17 protein-coding genes are annotated in these 16,094 nt (G+C 39.7%); 10 read left to right on the top strand and 7 right to left on the bottom strand.

The genetic code is table 11. The features are described from left to right. Positions 1–143 precede the first annotated feature (143 nt). Together proC and P2W73_RS22055 are read left to right on the top strand one after the other, a co-directional pair. On the top strand, positions 144–938 hold the full coding sequence (gene proC, locus P2W73_RS22060; protein ID WP_276504275.1) for a pyrroline-5-carboxylate reductase: 795 nt from the start codon (positions 144–146) through the stop codon (positions 936–938). A gap of 54 nt (positions 939–992) precedes the next feature. Further along, on the top strand, positions 993–1,670 hold the full coding sequence (locus P2W73_RS22055) for a class I SAM-dependent methyltransferase (protein WP_276504274.1): 678 nt from the start codon (positions 993–995) through the stop codon (positions 1,668–1,670). Position 1,671: 1 nt separating this feature from the next. Here P2W73_RS22055 and P2W73_RS22050 read toward each other — a convergent pair whose 3' ends face one another. Continuing rightward, the gene (locus tag P2W73_RS22050; RefSeq protein WP_276504273.1) at positions 1,672–2,778 is read right to left on the bottom strand and encodes a hypothetical protein; all 1,107 of its coding nucleotides are present in this window, start codon (positions 2,776–2,778) and stop codon (positions 1,672–1,674) included. 331 nt (positions 2,779–3,109) lie between these two features. Between P2W73_RS22050 and pyrG the strand changes: the two genes are divergently transcribed. The 3 genes from pyrG (at position 3,110) to P2W73_RS22035 (ending at position 7,549) form a co-directional block, all read left to right on the top strand. Next, positions 3,110–4,759 carry a CTP synthase gene (gene pyrG / locus P2W73_RS22045; RefSeq protein WP_276504272.1) on the top strand — a complete coding sequence of 550 codons (1,650 nt, stop codon included), beginning with the start codon at positions 3,110–3,112 and terminating at the stop codon, positions 4,757–4,759. A 162-nt stretch (positions 4,760–4,921) separates the two neighbouring features. After that, complete coding sequence (gene yidC, locus P2W73_RS22040) at positions 4,922–6,766, top strand: membrane protein insertase YidC (protein ID WP_276504271.1); 1,845 nt, start codon at positions 4,922–4,924, stop codon at positions 6,764–6,766. Positions 6,767–6,889: 123 nt separating this feature from the next. Then, positions 6,890–7,549, top strand: a complete 660-nt coding sequence (locus tag P2W73_RS22035) for a DUF4412 domain-containing protein (protein ID WP_276504270.1) — start codon at positions 6,890–6,892, stop codon at positions 7,547–7,549. Here the strand turns inward: P2W73_RS22035 and P2W73_RS22030 are convergent, their stop codons facing one another. Beyond that, entirely contained in the window at positions 7,550–7,909 is a 360-nt protein-coding gene (locus tag P2W73_RS22030; protein ID WP_276504269.1) for a hypothetical protein, read from the bottom strand. A gap of 263 nt (positions 7,910–8,172) precedes the next feature. Here P2W73_RS22030 and P2W73_RS22025 point away from each other — a divergent pair, with 263 nt between their 5' ends. The 3 genes from P2W73_RS22025 (at position 8,173) to P2W73_RS22015 (ending at position 11,284) form a co-directional block, all read left to right on the top strand. Then, positions 8,173–9,594, top strand: a complete 1,422-nt coding sequence (locus P2W73_RS22025) for a tetratricopeptide repeat protein (RefSeq protein WP_276504268.1) — start codon at positions 8,173–8,175, stop codon at positions 9,592–9,594. Positions 9,595–9,779: 185 nt separating this feature from the next. After that, positions 9,780–10,550, top strand: a complete 771-nt coding sequence (locus P2W73_RS22020) for a phosphosulfolactate synthase (RefSeq protein ID WP_276504267.1) — start codon at positions 9,780–9,782, stop codon at positions 10,548–10,550. Next, positions 10,550–11,284 (top strand): shikimate dehydrogenase family protein, encoded by a 735-nt coding sequence (locus P2W73_RS22015; RefSeq protein ID WP_276504266.1) that lies wholly within the window; start codon positions 10,550–10,552, stop codon positions 11,282–11,284. The genes P2W73_RS22020 and P2W73_RS22015 overlap by 1 nt, the downstream gene beginning before the upstream one ends. Positions 11,285–11,343: 59 nt before the next feature. Here P2W73_RS22015 and P2W73_RS22010 read toward each other — a convergent pair whose 3' ends face one another. The 5 genes from P2W73_RS22010 to P2W73_RS21990 are packed head-to-tail and all read right to left on the bottom strand — an operon-like array spanning position 11,344 to position 14,396. Beyond that, positions 11,344–11,775 (bottom strand): acyl-CoA thioesterase, encoded by a 432-nt coding sequence (locus P2W73_RS22010; protein WP_276504265.1) that lies wholly within the window; start codon positions 11,773–11,775, stop codon positions 11,344–11,346. Positions 11,776–11,814: 39 nt separating this feature from the next. Beyond that, entirely contained in the window at positions 11,815–12,645 is an 831-nt protein-coding gene (locus tag P2W73_RS22005; RefSeq protein WP_276504264.1) for a hypothetical protein, read from the bottom strand. 1 nt (position 12,646) lies between these two features. Beyond that, the gene (locus P2W73_RS22000; protein WP_276504263.1) at positions 12,647–13,216 is read right to left on the bottom strand and encodes an RNA polymerase sigma factor; all 570 of its coding nucleotides are present in this window, start codon (positions 13,214–13,216) and stop codon (positions 12,647–12,649) included. 10 nt (positions 13,217–13,226) lie between these two features. Next, a complete protein-coding gene (rdgB, locus tag P2W73_RS21995; protein ID WP_276504262.1) occupies positions 13,227–13,805 on the bottom strand; it encodes an RdgB/HAM1 family non-canonical purine NTP pyrophosphatase in 579 nt (192 codons plus the stop codon). 48 nt (positions 13,806–13,853) lie between these two features. Next, positions 13,854–14,396 (bottom strand): hypothetical protein, encoded by a 543-nt coding sequence (locus P2W73_RS21990; protein WP_276504261.1) that lies wholly within the window; start codon positions 14,394–14,396, stop codon positions 13,854–13,856. A 70-nt stretch (positions 14,397–14,466) separates the two neighbouring features. Between P2W73_RS21990 and P2W73_RS21985 the strand changes: the two genes are divergently transcribed. Both P2W73_RS21985 and rpsL read left to right on the top strand, forming a co-directional pair. Then, positions 14,467–15,531, top strand: coding sequence for a branched-chain amino acid aminotransferase (locus P2W73_RS21985; RefSeq protein WP_276504260.1), 1,065 nt, complete (start codon positions 14,467–14,469; stop codon positions 15,529–15,531). Positions 15,532–15,694: 163 nt separating this feature from the next. Next, entirely contained in the window at positions 15,695–16,075 is a 381-nt protein-coding gene (gene rpsL / locus P2W73_RS21980) for a 30S ribosomal protein S12 (RefSeq protein ID WP_028787166.1), read from the top strand. Positions 16,076–16,094 lie beyond the last annotated feature (19 nt).

Raw genomic sequence — 16,094 nt, 5'->3', positions numbered from 1 at the left:
ATAGAGGAGAGTAAAAGTCGCTCTATTTCTTTGGCACAAGAACTGTCGATTCTGTATTTAGAAATATTTAATCATCAATGGGAGCAACCGACCTGCTCCCTTTTTCATTGCAAACGAATTGTATCTTTATCAAAATTGTATAAATGGCAAAGAAGATCGCTATAATAGGCGGAGGCAACCTTGGAACAGCTATTGCCGAGGGGCTTTTAAAAAGTAAATTCAGCAAGCCTTCCGATATCATTATAACAAAACGCAACACCGCAACACTTAAATCATTTAAAGAAAAAGGAGTGGAAGTGTCAGATGACAATGCTGCTGCTGTTAAAAGAAGTGAAGTAATCATATTGGCAGTAAAACCATTTCAGGTGGGAGAGGTGCTGGGTGGTATTTCAAAAGAGTTAAGCAAAGGCAAAATACTGATTTCAGTAGTGACTGGTGTCCTGATTAACGAGATGGAAACGATCGTTAAGAAAAATATTTCTTATTTCAGAGCTATGCCCAATACGGCTATCGCCATCCAGGAAAGCATGACCTGTATTTGCAGTAAAGATGCAGACGGAGCCACCAATAAATATGTAAATGATTTATTCAGCACCGTTGGTAAGGTTGTTTCGATAGATGAAAAATTGATGGAAGCAGCTACTATCCTGGCTGCTTGCGGAACTGCTTATGCTATGCGATATATCCGCGCCAATATCCAGGGAGGAATTGAAATTGGTTTTGATGCCGCCACCGCTTCTTTGATATCAGCTCAGACCGTAAAAGGCGCTGCGGAACTATTATTGCAAAAAGGGACTCATCCTGAGCAGGAGATAGATAAAGTGACAACACCAAAGGGCTGTACCATTGCCGGATTAAATGAAATGGAGCACCAGGGATTCAGTTCTTCATTGATACGTGGTGTCGTGGCTAGTTATAAAAAAATTGCGAAGGACTAATAGGATACGGTCAGTTACAAATTTCTGTAACAGGAAATAGCAGCATGTTTGCAGGTGAAAACTGTTGTTCAATACATCCGCTTCTTTTTTTATACCGCCATCAATTGGAATATCTGGTTGGCTTTTTTTGCGTTGTACCATGACATTCGCGGAGGCATTAAATACAGGATACGCACTTTTTCTCCGGTTGCGTTAAAACATCTCACTATTCAAAATGCTGATATCAGCAAGTCGTCGCCTTATGAAGCGGTGAATTATTATATGCTGGAAAAGTTATTGAATGCCTTTCGCAAATTCTCGGACTCTTGTTCTATTGTTGATCTCGGTTGCGGTAAAGGAAGAGCGATGGCAGTATCGGCCTATTTCGGCTTTACCCACATTACGGGGATTGATTTTGCCAAAGAACTTTGCCAGGAAGCCATTTTAAATATGAATAAAACGCAAGTGCTTATCCCGGGGATTAGTTGGCAGGTGATAAATGCAGATGTTGTTGATTATGCCATTCAGCCGGATGATGCAGTATTCTTCATGTTCAATCCTTTTGTGGAAGAGACCTTAAATATCTTTTTGAATAAATTGGAAATATCCTGCAGGTCATTTCCCAGGAAATCTTATTTCATTTATGCTAGTCCGCAGCATGCAAATTCATTGGAAAAAAAGGGTTATGAACTCATCTACAGTTACAAGATTATGAATCTGCGGGGAATGATTTTTTCTAAAGAGTCATTTTAGTTTAATAAAGCTCACCGGTTTCCATATCCAGTATAAAAAAGCTTTTAATAAGATAATACTTGCTTCGTGTTTGGGATTTAGAATAATTAGAGTTAGGTGAAACCAGGTCTATCAAGCCAAAATTTGCTCTAAGATTTCTTTTACTGGTAAAATCTTTTGCGCCATATATTTTGAAACCGTTGTTACTTCGATGCAACTTAAAGAAATTACTCGCTGAAAAAATAAACATGTCCTTGCCGTCACTATAACCCCATAAATTCATATAAAGCGTATCTTCTCCTTTCTCATTTTTTACATATAAAAAATCGCCTGTTTTATTTTTATCCAACGTGTACTCTATTGGCAGTGGAGTATTGTTTTTGAAGTCTTCAAAATTGCGATAAATTCCTTTTGCGGGATGACTATTCAGGATCGCCAGATTAAACCTGGTATTATTGTATTCGGAAATTTTATCGCGGCTTAGCTTGTTGTTTTTTAACATTGCTTTTTCCCAATTAACAGTAGCTACTTTTTGCAAACTGGCCTTCAATGCATCCTGCAAATATTGATCGCCACCTCTTATGATGTTTTTATCACCGCCCAGTATTGTATCGAAGCGGCACAAAGGGATATAATAATTATTGACCCATGCATAAAATTCGGCTATAAAAAGCAGGCCTCCATTTTCTTCCGTGTCATATTTTTTAGCGGAAAGTTTTTTCTCCTCATTGACGTCTGTAACAATATGATCTGATAAAATAAGCTTTTTAACAAAGCAACAGAGTTCAACATCAACGCTATCTTTTAAAATCGGATCAGCGAGATGAGTGAAAAAGGCTTTTAGCTCATGTCTGAGGTTTCTCCTGGATTTCAATAATCGCAGACGACTACTAACGCCATTCTTAATTATTCCCAGGCAGGATGTATCAAATCGGCTATCATAAACCCGGATAGAAGTAACAGGAATAGGCAATTTAATCTTCTCGTCGGGAAAGGAAATCGAAATAGTGCTTACATCGAAATTGTCAATATTTATTTTGTTTTCATCTTTTTGAGAAAGGCAGGTAAAGTGTAAGCTTAGTACGACCAGCAACAACGCAGATTTTAGTTGAAATAGTTTGTTGTGCATATGGTACGAACTTTAAATCAGGTTTAAAATCGTTAACAAAGTAGTAAGCATTTTAAATTTATCATAGCCACCCAATATTATTACCCTCAATTTTCCCCCAACAAAAATTTCAAATTTCAGCACCTAAAAAAATTGCCTTAGCTTTGCATGACCTCTTGGAAATTTCTTCCTTTACATTGAATTTATCGAAATGTCCGATGGTCAGTTTGGGTGGGGCTGATTTTTCTTTCTTTTTGTAGAACGAAATGGTTAAGTACGGTGTTGTTGCTGAGCAAATTAGTATTTGCCCTATTCCATCTTTTTTTAATACGATGATTAAATTGACCATTTTATGGCTAAGTATATTTTTGTTACAGGCGGTGTTTCTTCTTCTTTGGGTAAAGGTATTATTGCCGCTTCGCTGGCCAAATTATTACAGGCAAGAGGATTACGTGTTACCATACAAAAGTTTGACCCTTATATCAATGTTGATCCGGGTACGTTAAATCCCTATGAGCATGGCGAATGTTATGTGACAGAAGACGGTGCCGAAACAGATCTTGATCTTGGTCATTATGAAAGATTTTTAAACATCTATACATCGCAGGCCAATAATGTTACTACCGGCCGCATTTATCAGACAGTTATCAATAAGGAGAGAGAGGGGGCGTATTTAGGCAAAACAGTACAAGTAGTACCTCATATTACAGATGAGATAAAACGCCGGATGCTGGAGTTGGGCCAGGGCGATAAATATGATATCGTCATCACAGAAATTGGTGGTACAGTTGGTGATATTGAGAGCCTGCCTTTTGTGGAAGCAGTTCGCCAATTGCAATGGGAACTTCCTGAAGAAGACACCGTGGTGATACATCTGACGTTGATACCTTACCTGAAAGCTGCAAAAGAGCTCAAAACGAAACCCACACAACATAGCGTAAGAATGCTCAGCCAGGAAGGTGTTCATCCTGACATCATCGTATGCCGTATGGAAAAACCGCTCACGATTGATTTACGCAGAAAAATTGCCTTATTCTGTAATGTAAAACCTGAAGCCGTCATTGAATCAATGGATGCACAGACCATTTATGAAGTGCCGTTGATGATGATGAGGGAAAAGCTTGACCTTATTTGTCTTAAAAAACTCAATATCACATCTTACAAGGAAGCTGAGCTGATAAAGTGGAAAGAATTCCTGGATAAATTAAAGTACCCGAAAAGCAAAGTTACCATTGGTCTTATCGGTAAATACCTGGAATTGCAGGATGCTTATAAATCAATACTTGAAGCGTTTGTTCACGCAGGTGCAATAAACGAATGCCTGGTCCAGGTCGTTAATGTGCATAGTGAGTATATCACAGAAAATAATGTATCAGAGAAGCTGGCCGGCATGGATGGACTATTGGTAGCACCGGGTTTTGGACAGCGTGGAGTTGAGGGAAAAATTACGGCTGTTAAATATGCCAGGGAAAAAGGATTGCCATTCTTTGGTATTTGCCTGGGAATGCAAATGGCTGTCATTGAGTTTGCCAGAAATGTTATTGGCCTCAACCAGGCCAATTCAACGGAAATGGATCCACAAACAAAGGATCCTGTAATCGACCTGATGGAGGAGCAGAAACAAATAACTGCTAAAGGCGGCACCATGCGATTAGGAGCTTATCCTTGTGAAATAAAGGAAAATTCGTTGGCTCATTCGATTTACGGAACTACTTCGGTAAGTGAACGCCATCGTCACCGCTGGGAGTTTAACAATAAATATCTAGCCCAGTTTGAGAAATCAGGTATGATCGCCAGCGGAAAAAACCCAGCTACAGGGCTGGTAGAAATTGTTGAACTGGCTGATCATCCATTTTTTATAGGTGTACAATATCACCCCGAACTGAAAAGTACCGTAGAAAACCCTCAGCCGATATTTGTACGGTTTATAAAAGCTGCTAAGATTTATGCAGAAAAAGCTGCGGATATAAAAACACCTGTTTTGCAAAAAGAGATGATCTAGCGAAAGAAGTCAGAGGTCAGAAGCATGAGTCAGCAATCGAATTTCTGACCTTCTCTTATTTTTTGACCTTTCATTGCTGACTTCTTTTTTGCGGCCTCTTACTTCCGCCCCCTGACTTCCTGCTTTACCCTATCTTTGCGGCTCTTTAAATTTTTATAGCTGATGAATTTCGACCGTAATACCGTCATAGGATTTGTAGTTCTGGCGGCGCTTTTTTTCGGGTATTTCTATTATAACAACAAAGAGCAGGCTGCATTTAAAAAAGAGCAGGCGAGGCTTGATTCTATTACAAATGCTAATAAGCCCAAGCCGGATACATTAGCACAAAAAATTGACTCTGCGAAAGCCGATACGTTGAACCGGATATCTAATGCGGGCGATTTTCAAACGGCGGCTATCGGAACAGAGCAAATGACCATTGCGCAAAATGAGCTTTTCAGGATTGCCTTTACCAATAAGGGTGCCCAGCCGAAATGGATTGAGCTAAAGAAATTTAAAAATATGGACAGTGGCCATGTAAGATTGGCCGCATCGGATTTTGATAAGATCAGTTATTCTATTAACACCGGCAATAACAGGAGTGCGCAGACAGCTGATCTTTTTTTCGAGCCAGGGACAATAGTTAAAAATGCCGACGGCAGTCAAACGGTTTCTTTTCTTTTAAAGTCGGCGGATAGTGCGGGCACGCATTCAATCATTCACCAATTTACACTGAAGCCCAATGATTACATGCTTGATTTCGACGTTCAGTTGAACGGAGCTGATAAATTGTTGACCCAGGGAGTGATGAATTTGAGCTGGCACTACACGGCTGCCCAGCAGGAATCGGATATTGATTTTGAAAAGCAGAATACGCAAATTGGATATGTTGAAGATGGCGAATTTGATTATCATACGATAGGTCGCCGTAGCAGCGTTAATTTTTCAAAGCCGGTGAAATGGATCGGTTTAAGGCAGCGATTTTTTAATACTTTCCTGATCGCAAAAAATGGTTTTTCGTCTGGTAAAATGAACTGGGAAATACCTTCGAATGAAAAAAGGATTCTTGCTCAGTCAATATCGGATATGAAGGTGGAAGTGCAGGCTGGTTCTGCTGCAAAAGTTAATTTCAATATTTTTTATGGTCCCGCCGATTATCATTTGCTGACAAAGTATGATCAACAAATGGGCAAGCTTATTAACCTGGGACAGGGCATGTATGCTTTTGTTCGCCCTTTGAATAAGTATATTGTATTGCCTGTTTGGGATTTTATCAAAAGCTTTATTACAAGTTACGGTTGGGTTATTGCTTTCCTCACCCTGTTTATTCGTTTGGTTATTTCTCCGCTTTCATATAAGAGTTATTTAAGCGGAGCTAAGATGAAAGCTCTTCGTCCGGAGATAGCTGCTTTGAAAGAAAAGTTTGGTGCCGATCAACAGGCTATGAGCATGGAGCAGATGAAATTGTTTCGTGAAGCAGGTGTAAATCCTTTGGGTGGTTGTATCCCCGCACTATTACAAATTCCTATCTTCTTTGCTTTGTATAGCTTCTTCAGCTCCAGCGTGGATCTCCGCGGTGCCGATTTTCTATGGGCAAAAGATCTTTCGGCTTTTGATGATGTTATAAAATTTGGAGTTAATATTCCCTTGCTTGGAAGTCATTTAAGCTTGTTTACGATTACAGCGGTTTTGACAAGTTTGTTGATCTCCGTCTATAGCATGAGCATGTCACCGGATCAAAGCAACCCGGTAATGAAATACATGCCGTATATATTCCCTGTATTTCTTTTATTCATTTTCAACAAACTTCCTTCGGCATTGACCTGGTATTATACCGTGTCAAACATCATCACGTTAATTTTGCAATTTGTCATTCAGAATTATATCATCGATCATGATAAGATCATAGCGCAGATTGCAGAGAACAGGAAAAAGCCAAAAACTAAATCAAAGTGGCAGGAGCGAATGGAGCAGATGCAGGAACAACAAAAGAAACTTAAGGAAATGCAACAGAAAGCTAAAAAATAGTCGGATTAGTTAAAATACTCTTAATGAAGACCGGGTTTCAGTTCATTGAAATCCGGTTTTTTTTGTAACGCAACTTATTATAAATTGTTTCGTCTTTTAAATATGAATAAACCATTCAATGAAATGAAAAAAATATTTTCAATAGTTGTGTTAGTCGTTTGTGTTTGTTCTTTTAGCCTATACGGTCAAAAGAAATTGACTGAGGCCACTATTTCTTATGATATCGTAATTAACACTAATAATACTACACCTAAAGCTGCAGACTTGCTGGATGGTGCTGTAAGTGTTATCTACTTAAAAGGAAATTCCAGTCGTTCTGAAATGATCAGCTCGTTGGGAACGCAATCGACTATTATTGATGGAAAGACCGGCAACGTCACTATTCTTAAGGATTATGGCGAGCAGAAATACATGATCAATATGACGCCGGCAAATTGGAAGGCGTCTAACAGAAAATATGAGGGTAGCACATTTACCTATGAAAATGACTATAAAACTATTGCAGGTTATAATTGTCAGAAGGCAATCGGTAAATTGGCAGATGGAAGCACCTTCACTGTATATTTCACAAAAGATCTCGTGCCAGTAAACAAAGACTTTCAATACTTGAACAAGGATCTGCCCGGCCTGGCAATGCAATACGAAGCTACAATGGGAAAACAAAAAGTTACCTATACAGTATCAAGCATAAACTTCAACCTGGTGCCTGCAGCAAAATTCGACCTGCCTAAATCCGGTTATAGGGTGATGACTTACGAGGAAACTAAAAGTGCTGGAAATTAATTAACGGGTTGCAGCATTGGGGTTGAAAGTAATCCTGCCATTCAGCGCTACCTTTTTCTTCAAAGGCATGACATAAGTGGTGTGCCCTTGTTTGTAAGAAACCATGGTGTTCAGGTTGATATATTTATTTTCCTGAGTGCTAATTACCTGACTACCACGGAAGTTAAAGCCAGATTGTAAGGAAAATGAGCCAGGGTTCTGATATGTTTTGATAGAAAGGAGCGAGGATTTTCCTGTTTTTCCCTTCTTATCCCTGCCGGTTCCTAATGTTGCAAATGCTCCAATAGTGGAGGCTGCCAACAACATTACGATGGCTAGCTTTCTGAAAGATGTTGCTGATATGAAATAGTTAGTTTTCAATTCAAAGCAAATTTAACATAAAAGAAAGTATAAAATCAAACCGCTTGTCAATAATTTTAGTACTTATTTAACGCAGGTAAAGTAAAATTGTTACACATAATCCACAAAAATTTAGGATTATTCTTCACATATGGGGAAAACAAAATGGTGTGATTTTTCGTTTTTTAAGATAACTTGTTGATAGCAATCACTTACCAAGCAATACATCGCCTTAGAATTATTGAGTAAACGGATCTTTATTTTGTATCTAAAGCAGAGTTTTGATGAGAGAAAACCCCTACCAGGAAGACCGGGAGCAAATGCGGGAACTGCTCCGGCAATATGAAAATCTAAAAAATGGCCGCAGCCACTCTTTTATCGAGGAAGAGGCTTTTGAAAAAATCGTCAACTATTTTGAGGAGAAAGAAGAATTATCAAGAGCATTAGAAGCGGCAAACATTGCTATCGAACAGTATCCATTTTCCTCACTGTTATTAATTCGCAAAGCAGATATATTATTGGCTATTCGTCGTTACCGGGAGGCATTGGACATTTTGGACAAAGCTTCCTTATTTGACAGCAGCGATATCAATCTCTATATTTTAAAAACAGATGCCTACCTGGCCCTGGATGAACAGGAAAATGCCGTGGCTCTTTTGGAGGAGGCTTTGACAACTTTTGAAGGAGAAGAGCGAATTGAGTTGCTATTTGAATTGGCAGATGTATATGATGACTACGAAGAATTTGAAAAAGTCTTCGACTGCCTGAAGATTATTCTCGAAGAAGATCCGAATAATGAAGAAGCTTTATATAAGATTTGTTTTTGGACAGATTTTACCGGTAGAAACGAGGAGAGTATCCGGCTTCACCTGAAAATTATTGACGATTTCCCATACAATGAATTAGCCTGGTTTAATCTGGCCGCCGCTTATCAGGGTTTAAAATTATATGAGAAGGCAATAGATGCTTATCAATATGCGATTGCTATTGAAGAAAAATTTGACTATGCTTACCGCAATATGGGTGATGCATATATCCGTCTGCGAAAATATAAGCAAGCAATAGAAGCATTAGAAAAAGTGACTGAATTGTCAAAGCCTGAAGTAGTGATCTATGAAGCTATTGGTCATTGCTACGATCGGTTGAAAAAATTTGCCGAAGCCAGGTTTTACTATAGAAAGGCTTCACATCTAAACCAGGAAGACAGCAAGATATTTTATAAAATAGCCTGCACTTATTTCAACGAACATCAATGGGAGAGTTGCATAAAGCAATTGGAGCATGCAATTAAAATTCATCGTCCACAGCCTGAGTATAATTTGCTGATGGGTGAATGTAAAATGCAATTGGGCCTATATAAAGATGCCGTTCAATATTTTTCTAACGTAGTGAGGGTAAGGCCCCGTAATGTGGCAGGATGGGAGGCATTGATAAGATGTTTATATAAAGGAGAGTTTAGCGATGAAGCTCTCGAACAGGCAAATGCCGCTTTGCAAGTAACCAATGGCAAACCAATTTTTCTTTTCTATAAGGCCGCTATTTTGCTATCAAAACGGAAGACAAAGGAGGCGATCCTGCAACTTGAACGGGGAATGGAACAGGCGCCTAAGCTTCTTAAAAAGTTTATAGAATTAAATCCAGCCAGTTTACAAAACCAGCAGGTGGTCGATGTATTGGCGAGATTTAAGCGAAACAAGTCCATTTAACCAGGCTTTAATTGCGGCATATCAATAATTCTATTCCTATTCTTTCCTATTTTTGCCCGCCTGAATGAATATTGCTGCGGCCTCATTACCTGGTAGTAAAGTTTGGGTTCTTGCAGTGCATACAAGAATAGCTGTAAAAGCGCTGAAGAAAAGTATCATCAAATTCAGAAAAAAAAGTCGAGAGCATGAATTTTAACCTCACTCAGATGCCGGATCGTAATCAAAGACCCCGTACCGCCGGCATCACAATGGTAATGGACAAAGGACTGAGCATAAATGAAGCAAAAAATTTTCTTAGCGTTTCTTATCCGCATGTCGATATTATAAAACTCGGGTTTGGTACATCCTACGTTACGCCTAATCTTAGGGAAAAGCTGGAACTGTATCGCTCTTATGATCTTCCCATTTATTTCGGTGGCACATTGTTTGAAGCCTTTTTGATTCGTAACCAGTTTGATGAATACATATCGGTGTGTAAAGATTTTGGTATCAGTTATATGGAGGTAAGTGATGGCTCCATTACTATTCCACATGCTGAAAAATGCGGATATATCGAAAAGCTGACGAAGCATGGCGTGGTTTTAAGTGAAGTGGGTAGTAAAGATGCCGCTCATATCATTCCGCCATATAAATGGATTGAGTTGATGCGGGCTGAATTGAGTGCGGGTTCGAGTTATGTGATCGCAGAGGCAAGGGAGGCGGGAAATGTAGGTATTTACCGCGGCTCGGGAGAAGTGAGAGAAGGATTGGTGCAGGAAATTTTGACACAGATACCCGGTGAAAAAATTATTTGGGAGGCTCCGCAAAAAGCACAGCAATTATATTTTATAGAGTTGCTCGGTTGTAATGTAAACCTGGGAAATATAGCGCCTACCGAAGTAATACCACTGGAAGCAATGCGCATCGGTCTTCGGGGCGATACATTTGACTTATACCTTGATAAAAAAGAAGCCTGATGAGGCAATTTGGATTAATAGGATATCCGTTGTCACAATCATTCTCTCAAAAATTTTTTACTAAAAAATTTGAGAAGGAACTTTTGAAAGATTGTCGGTATGACACATTTTCTATTCCTTCGATTGATGATTTGCCGGCTGTTTTAAAACGCAACCCGGAACTTTGCGGTCTTAATGTGACGATACCTTATAAGGAACAAGTTCTCTCGTACCTGCATGAGAAGACAGACCTGGTAAAGAAAATTAAAGCCTGCAATTGTATAAAAATTAAAGAGGGTAAATTAATTGGGCATAATACCGATGCGCCGGCTTTTGAGCAATCATTAAAAGAGAAATTAAAACCCCATCATACAAAAGCCCTGATATTGGGTACCGGTGGCGCTGCAAAGGCTGTAGAGTATTCTTTGCAACAATTAAATATTTTGTATCATTATGTTTCACGTAAACCATCTGCTCAAAGCTTTTCGTATGAGCAGCTGACCCCATCATTGATGCAGGAGTATACTTTAATCATTAACTGCACACCGCTTGGTATGTATCCTAATATTGTCGAAGCGCCTCAAATTCCTTATCATGCTCTTTCTGACAAGCACTATTTGTTTGACCTGATTTATAATCCTGAAAAAACATTGTTTTTACAAAAAGGAGAGGAGCAGGGTGCTGCCATAAAAAATGGTTATGAAATGCTGGTATTGCAGGCCGAGGAAAGCTGGCGGATATGGAACGATCAGTAACAAGGACGACAAATAATTTGCATCAAAAACAATTCTGATTCGGTACTATATACAATTCTTTAGCTAATTAATTTTTCTCGTGCATCTTCAGGTATTGAACTCACTTTCTTCTTCGTGTAATCATAACAAACCATCCCGGTTTTTGCTGTTACAACCAATTGCGATAAACCATTTACTTTCTTTTCCAGTTTGTAAAATATATCGAAGCTAACCTTGCTTAGATTGGCACAACCGACGGATGCAAGAACAATATCGCCGTAAAACAGTTCATTTTTGAATTCTATTCCGGCATCCGCCATGATTAAGCCCACACCGGAAAACTCCAACTCTGAGTATCCAATCTTTTTTAAGAATTGCATTCTTGCTTCATGAATGAGAGACAGGACCGCATCGTTACCAACATGACCGCCATAGTTAATATCCGTAATGCGAACAGGAATGTAGGTTTGGAAATTCAAATTTGCAGGCAGGTCAATTTTTATTCTTGACATGTAAAATGTTTGGCAATAAAATTAGTGAAACAGACCAGATTACAACCCATTGCTCTCATTCAATGAGTTTACCAAACCCAAAATATCCATAAAGTTGCCGGGAGATGGCGCTAATTCGGAGGAAGCAATTTTTTGTTGCCACTTTTTTAATTGATCCTTGCAATCGGCGTCCTGATCTTCGCCGGATACGCAACAAAGCAGTTCACTCCATTTTTTGGACATGCGGATAATATTTCCATCTGGCGTCATGAGCATAACATACCTGTCCGCAAGCGTCGGTATATGATCGGCGTAGGCGTATAATGTCTGAGAAAGATCTTCGCTGACATCATTCATAACGTTGTTGCGTCTTGCTGCTAATGTATGAAGGGGTCTTGGAGTTCTTTTTGCGATAGATGAAGACTTACTAATTGTTGATTTGTCTTTTTCAATTACTACTACTTCCTGCTTAGGTGGCTGGCCCGATTCCAAACCTTTATCTGCTGTTGCGCCCGCTGCGTTCAAATTAATTAGAGGCGCACTACTATCTTTTGATACGTTAACCCGTGCGGTGCTATCAATCGTATGATTGCTTGTCATGGTGAGCCGGATGATTCCAAAAGCTACAACTCCTATCAGGATAGCGGCGGCATAACGAAGCAAAGGTGACAATCTTCTTACAGGAGCAATAACAGGAGTATCAGTGTTGCTGTTTAAAGAATCCTCAATTTTTTCCCATGCGTTGGGGGGAGGCGTGATTTCCATATTATACACTCGGGATGGAAACTGATCCTGTGTGTGAGCTTCATCCAATGCCGCGGCAATCTTCTTCCAGCTGCCTACCGGCGGTGTCACTTCATAGCTAATCATCTTATTTTTCAGGCTGCTCATCTTATCGTTGCATCTCTTTTTCTTCTAAAAACTTTTTTACCATATCCTGCAAAATCACTTTTGCTCTCGAAAGTTGTGATTTGCTGGTTCCTTCACTAATGCCAAGTATATCGCCAATCTCCTTGTGTGTGTATCCCTCTATCACATACATATTAAAAACGGTACGGTAGCCGGGCGACAGGTCCTGCACCAATTTCATGATATCTCTTTCCGCAAGATCGTCCAGAATGGAAAGGTAATTGCCTTCCAGGGTGTTTTCCTCTTTTTCGGTAACCGGTTGCAAATAACGCTTACGGCGAAAATGTTCAATAGCTGTATTGACAAAAATTCTCCTCACCCAACCTTCAAAAGAGCCTTCGCTGCGGAAACTTTCCAGTTTTTTATAGACCTTGATAAAACCTTCCTGTAAGATATCCTCTGCCTCTTCTGCATTGCCAGCATATCGAAGGCAAACGGCATACATGCGGGGAGAGAAACGGCGGTACAATTCTTCCTGCATACGCCGGTTGCCATTAATACATCCATTAATTAAGTCGCTTTCGGTAGTATTTTGGTTGCTTTGGAAGCTCAAGTTTATGATTTTATACCAGGTGGTTCAAAAATGTTACCAGTTTTTCAGTCGCTTTTTTACGGTGACTGAATTTTGTTTTTTCTTCGAGCGACATTTCGCCAAAAGTTTTGCCTGATCCTTGTGGAACAAAAACGGGATCATAACCAAACCCCTGGGTTCCTTTTTTCTCAAAAATGATCTTCCCTTCGCACACACCTTCAAAGAGATGCTCCGTTCCGTCAATGATCAGGGAAATAATTGTTTTAAAACGGGCCGTTGTATCGGTCTTGCCTTCCAGGTTATACAACAGCTTGTCGATGTTTTTATCAAAGGATTTATCCTCACCCGCATACCGGGCACTTTTAACTCCGGGTTCGCCATTTAAGGCTGTAACTTCAAGGCCTGTGTCCTCGCTAATGCAATTGGTGTGAGTCAATTTATAAATTGTACGTGACTTTTCTGACGCATTTTCTTCTATTGTTGCATGTGGTTCAGGAATGTCAATATCAATTCCTGCCTCCTTTAACGTCAGCAATTGAAAATGTGAGCCGATAATGTGACGGATTTCATCTACTTTATATTGGTTATTGGTAGCAAAAATCAACTTCATGGAAACAAGATAAGGGTTTTCGTTTTACCCTCGTATTAGTAGTGAATGTTAAATACCGAAAATACTCCGAAGGCTTACCCAAAGTTTACTTTTTAGCAAAGCATCGTTCCTTGTTTGTTCGAGAGAAGAAGAAAATAGAAACTTACAGTTTGCAACTGATTGAACCTGGAACTGGGGAAATCCTACCGGTAGTCCAAAGGCGAGAGGATCTACACCAAAAAGCAGCACAATTTTGCTTTTAAAATTTTCCAGAAACTCTTTATACTCTCTGTCCTGATAGCTGTTTCTATTAATAATGGCTACATCACCCAGGTTTAATTTACAAGCCGTGAGCATGTTTGTTAAAAATCCAAGTTCATCATCGGGTAGATGAACGGCATCAGGATAGGCCACAACAATCAGGATATTTTTACCATTGTTTCCTAAATATTTCCAATGGGGTTCTTCCGTTGCTGGTTTGGCGGGTATTTCGACTTTGCCCTCGATCTTTTGTACAGGCCTTGAACCCACCGGCTCTTCCTGATTTATTAGGGATGAAGGATAAAGTGCCGATAACAGGTTGGGAGATAATCGCAGATCATTTAAACCCATAAAACTTACAAATGTTACAAATGAGTGTTAGCTTTTTTTCGTTTCTTTGACGGCTCAAAAGTAAACTATTATGACGGAGGCGTTATCTATTTCAATTACGAAAGCTGAAAGAAGCAAATTGCAGGACATAAGTCTTGAAAATGTACCATTTGGAAAATATTTTACTGATCACATGCTGGAGGCGGATTATGAAAATGGTGAGTGGACAAATGTTGAAATAAAACCATATCAGCCTTTGCTGCTGGAGCCTTCCCTTGCGGCTCTTCATTATGGCCAGGCCATTTTTGAGGGTATAAAAGCGTATAAGGATAGTAATGACAATGCATACATCTTCCGGCCACAGGATAATTTCCGGCGTTTTAACAAGTCAGCGGAGAGGATGAATATGCCGGTTATTCCGGAAGAAATATTCCTGGAAGGCATGCGCCAGTTGATTGCCCTGGATAAAAAATGGATACCTGCTCAAAAGGACCATTCCCTTTATATCCGTCCCTTTATGTTTTCAACAGATGCCGTATTGGGAGTAAGACCTTCTGAAACATATAAATTTATCATTATCCTTAGTCCTACCGGTCCTTATTTCGCATCACCCATGAAAATTTCCATCGAGGAAATGTATACCCGGGCAGCACCTGGTGGTGTTGGGTTCTCTAAAAACGCTGGTAATTATGGGGGAAGTATGCTTGCCTCCAGTTTGGCCAAACAAAAAGGCTATGACCAGGTGTTGTGGACAGATGCATTTGAGCACAAATGGCTGCAGGAAGTAGGTATGATGAATGTATTCTTTATAATAAATAATATAGCTATTACTCCTTCGCTGGAAGAGGGAACCATACTGGAAGGTGTCACCCGTGCCAGTGTGATGCAGGGACTGGCTGAAATGAAGATCCCGGTAGAGGAACGAAAAATTAGCATTGACGAAGTGGTTGAGGCGTATAAGGCTGGAAAAATCACTGAGGTATTTGGAACCGGCACGGCAGCTGTAATCGCCCCCATCAAGGAATTAAATTATAAGGGATATTCGATGATCTTCGATACTGACAATTACAAGGTCTCCGACTCTGTAAAAAAGTGGTTGACAGATATCCGGGAAGGAAGAATAGAAGATAAATACGGGTGGATGTGGAAAGTCTAATTATCTAAATAACAAAGTCTTGAATCCCGATGAGTTTTACGTTCGGGATTTTTTGCATCTCGTAAACGGACGGCAAAAAATTATACTGATAAATAAAAGGTCGTTTTTTTGGTATTTAATCATCAGGCCTTTACCTTTGCCCTCCCAAAAATAAAGGTTAATAATGCCTACTATTCAACAGTTAGTAAGAAAAGGAAGAGAAATTATCAGGGCTAAGAGTAAATCCAGGGCCTTGGATCAGTGCCCACAGCGTCGTGGAGTTTGTACCCGTGTGTACACTACTACTCCTAAGAAACCGAACTCAGCTTTGCGTAAAGTAGCGAAAGTTCGTTTGACCAATAAAATTGAGGTTATTGCCTATATTCCGGGTGAAGGTCACAATTTGCAGGAGCACTCAATCGTATTGATCCGCGGTGGTCGTGTGAAGGATTTACCAGGCGTACGTTACCATATTGTTCGTGGCTCATTGGATACTGCAGGTGTTAAAGACCGTAAACAAAGCCGTTCTAAATACGGTACCAAGAAAGAAAAAGCCAAAAAGTAATTTTAATACGTAATTAAGA

It is taken from the genome of Terrimonas pollutisoli, from assembly GCF_029360765.1.
Taxonomy (GTDB): Bacteria; Bacteroidota; Bacteroidia; order Chitinophagales; family Chitinophagaceae; genus Terrimonas_B; species Terrimonas_B pollutisoli.
This window is presented reverse-complemented; position numbering and strand designations above follow the sequence as displayed.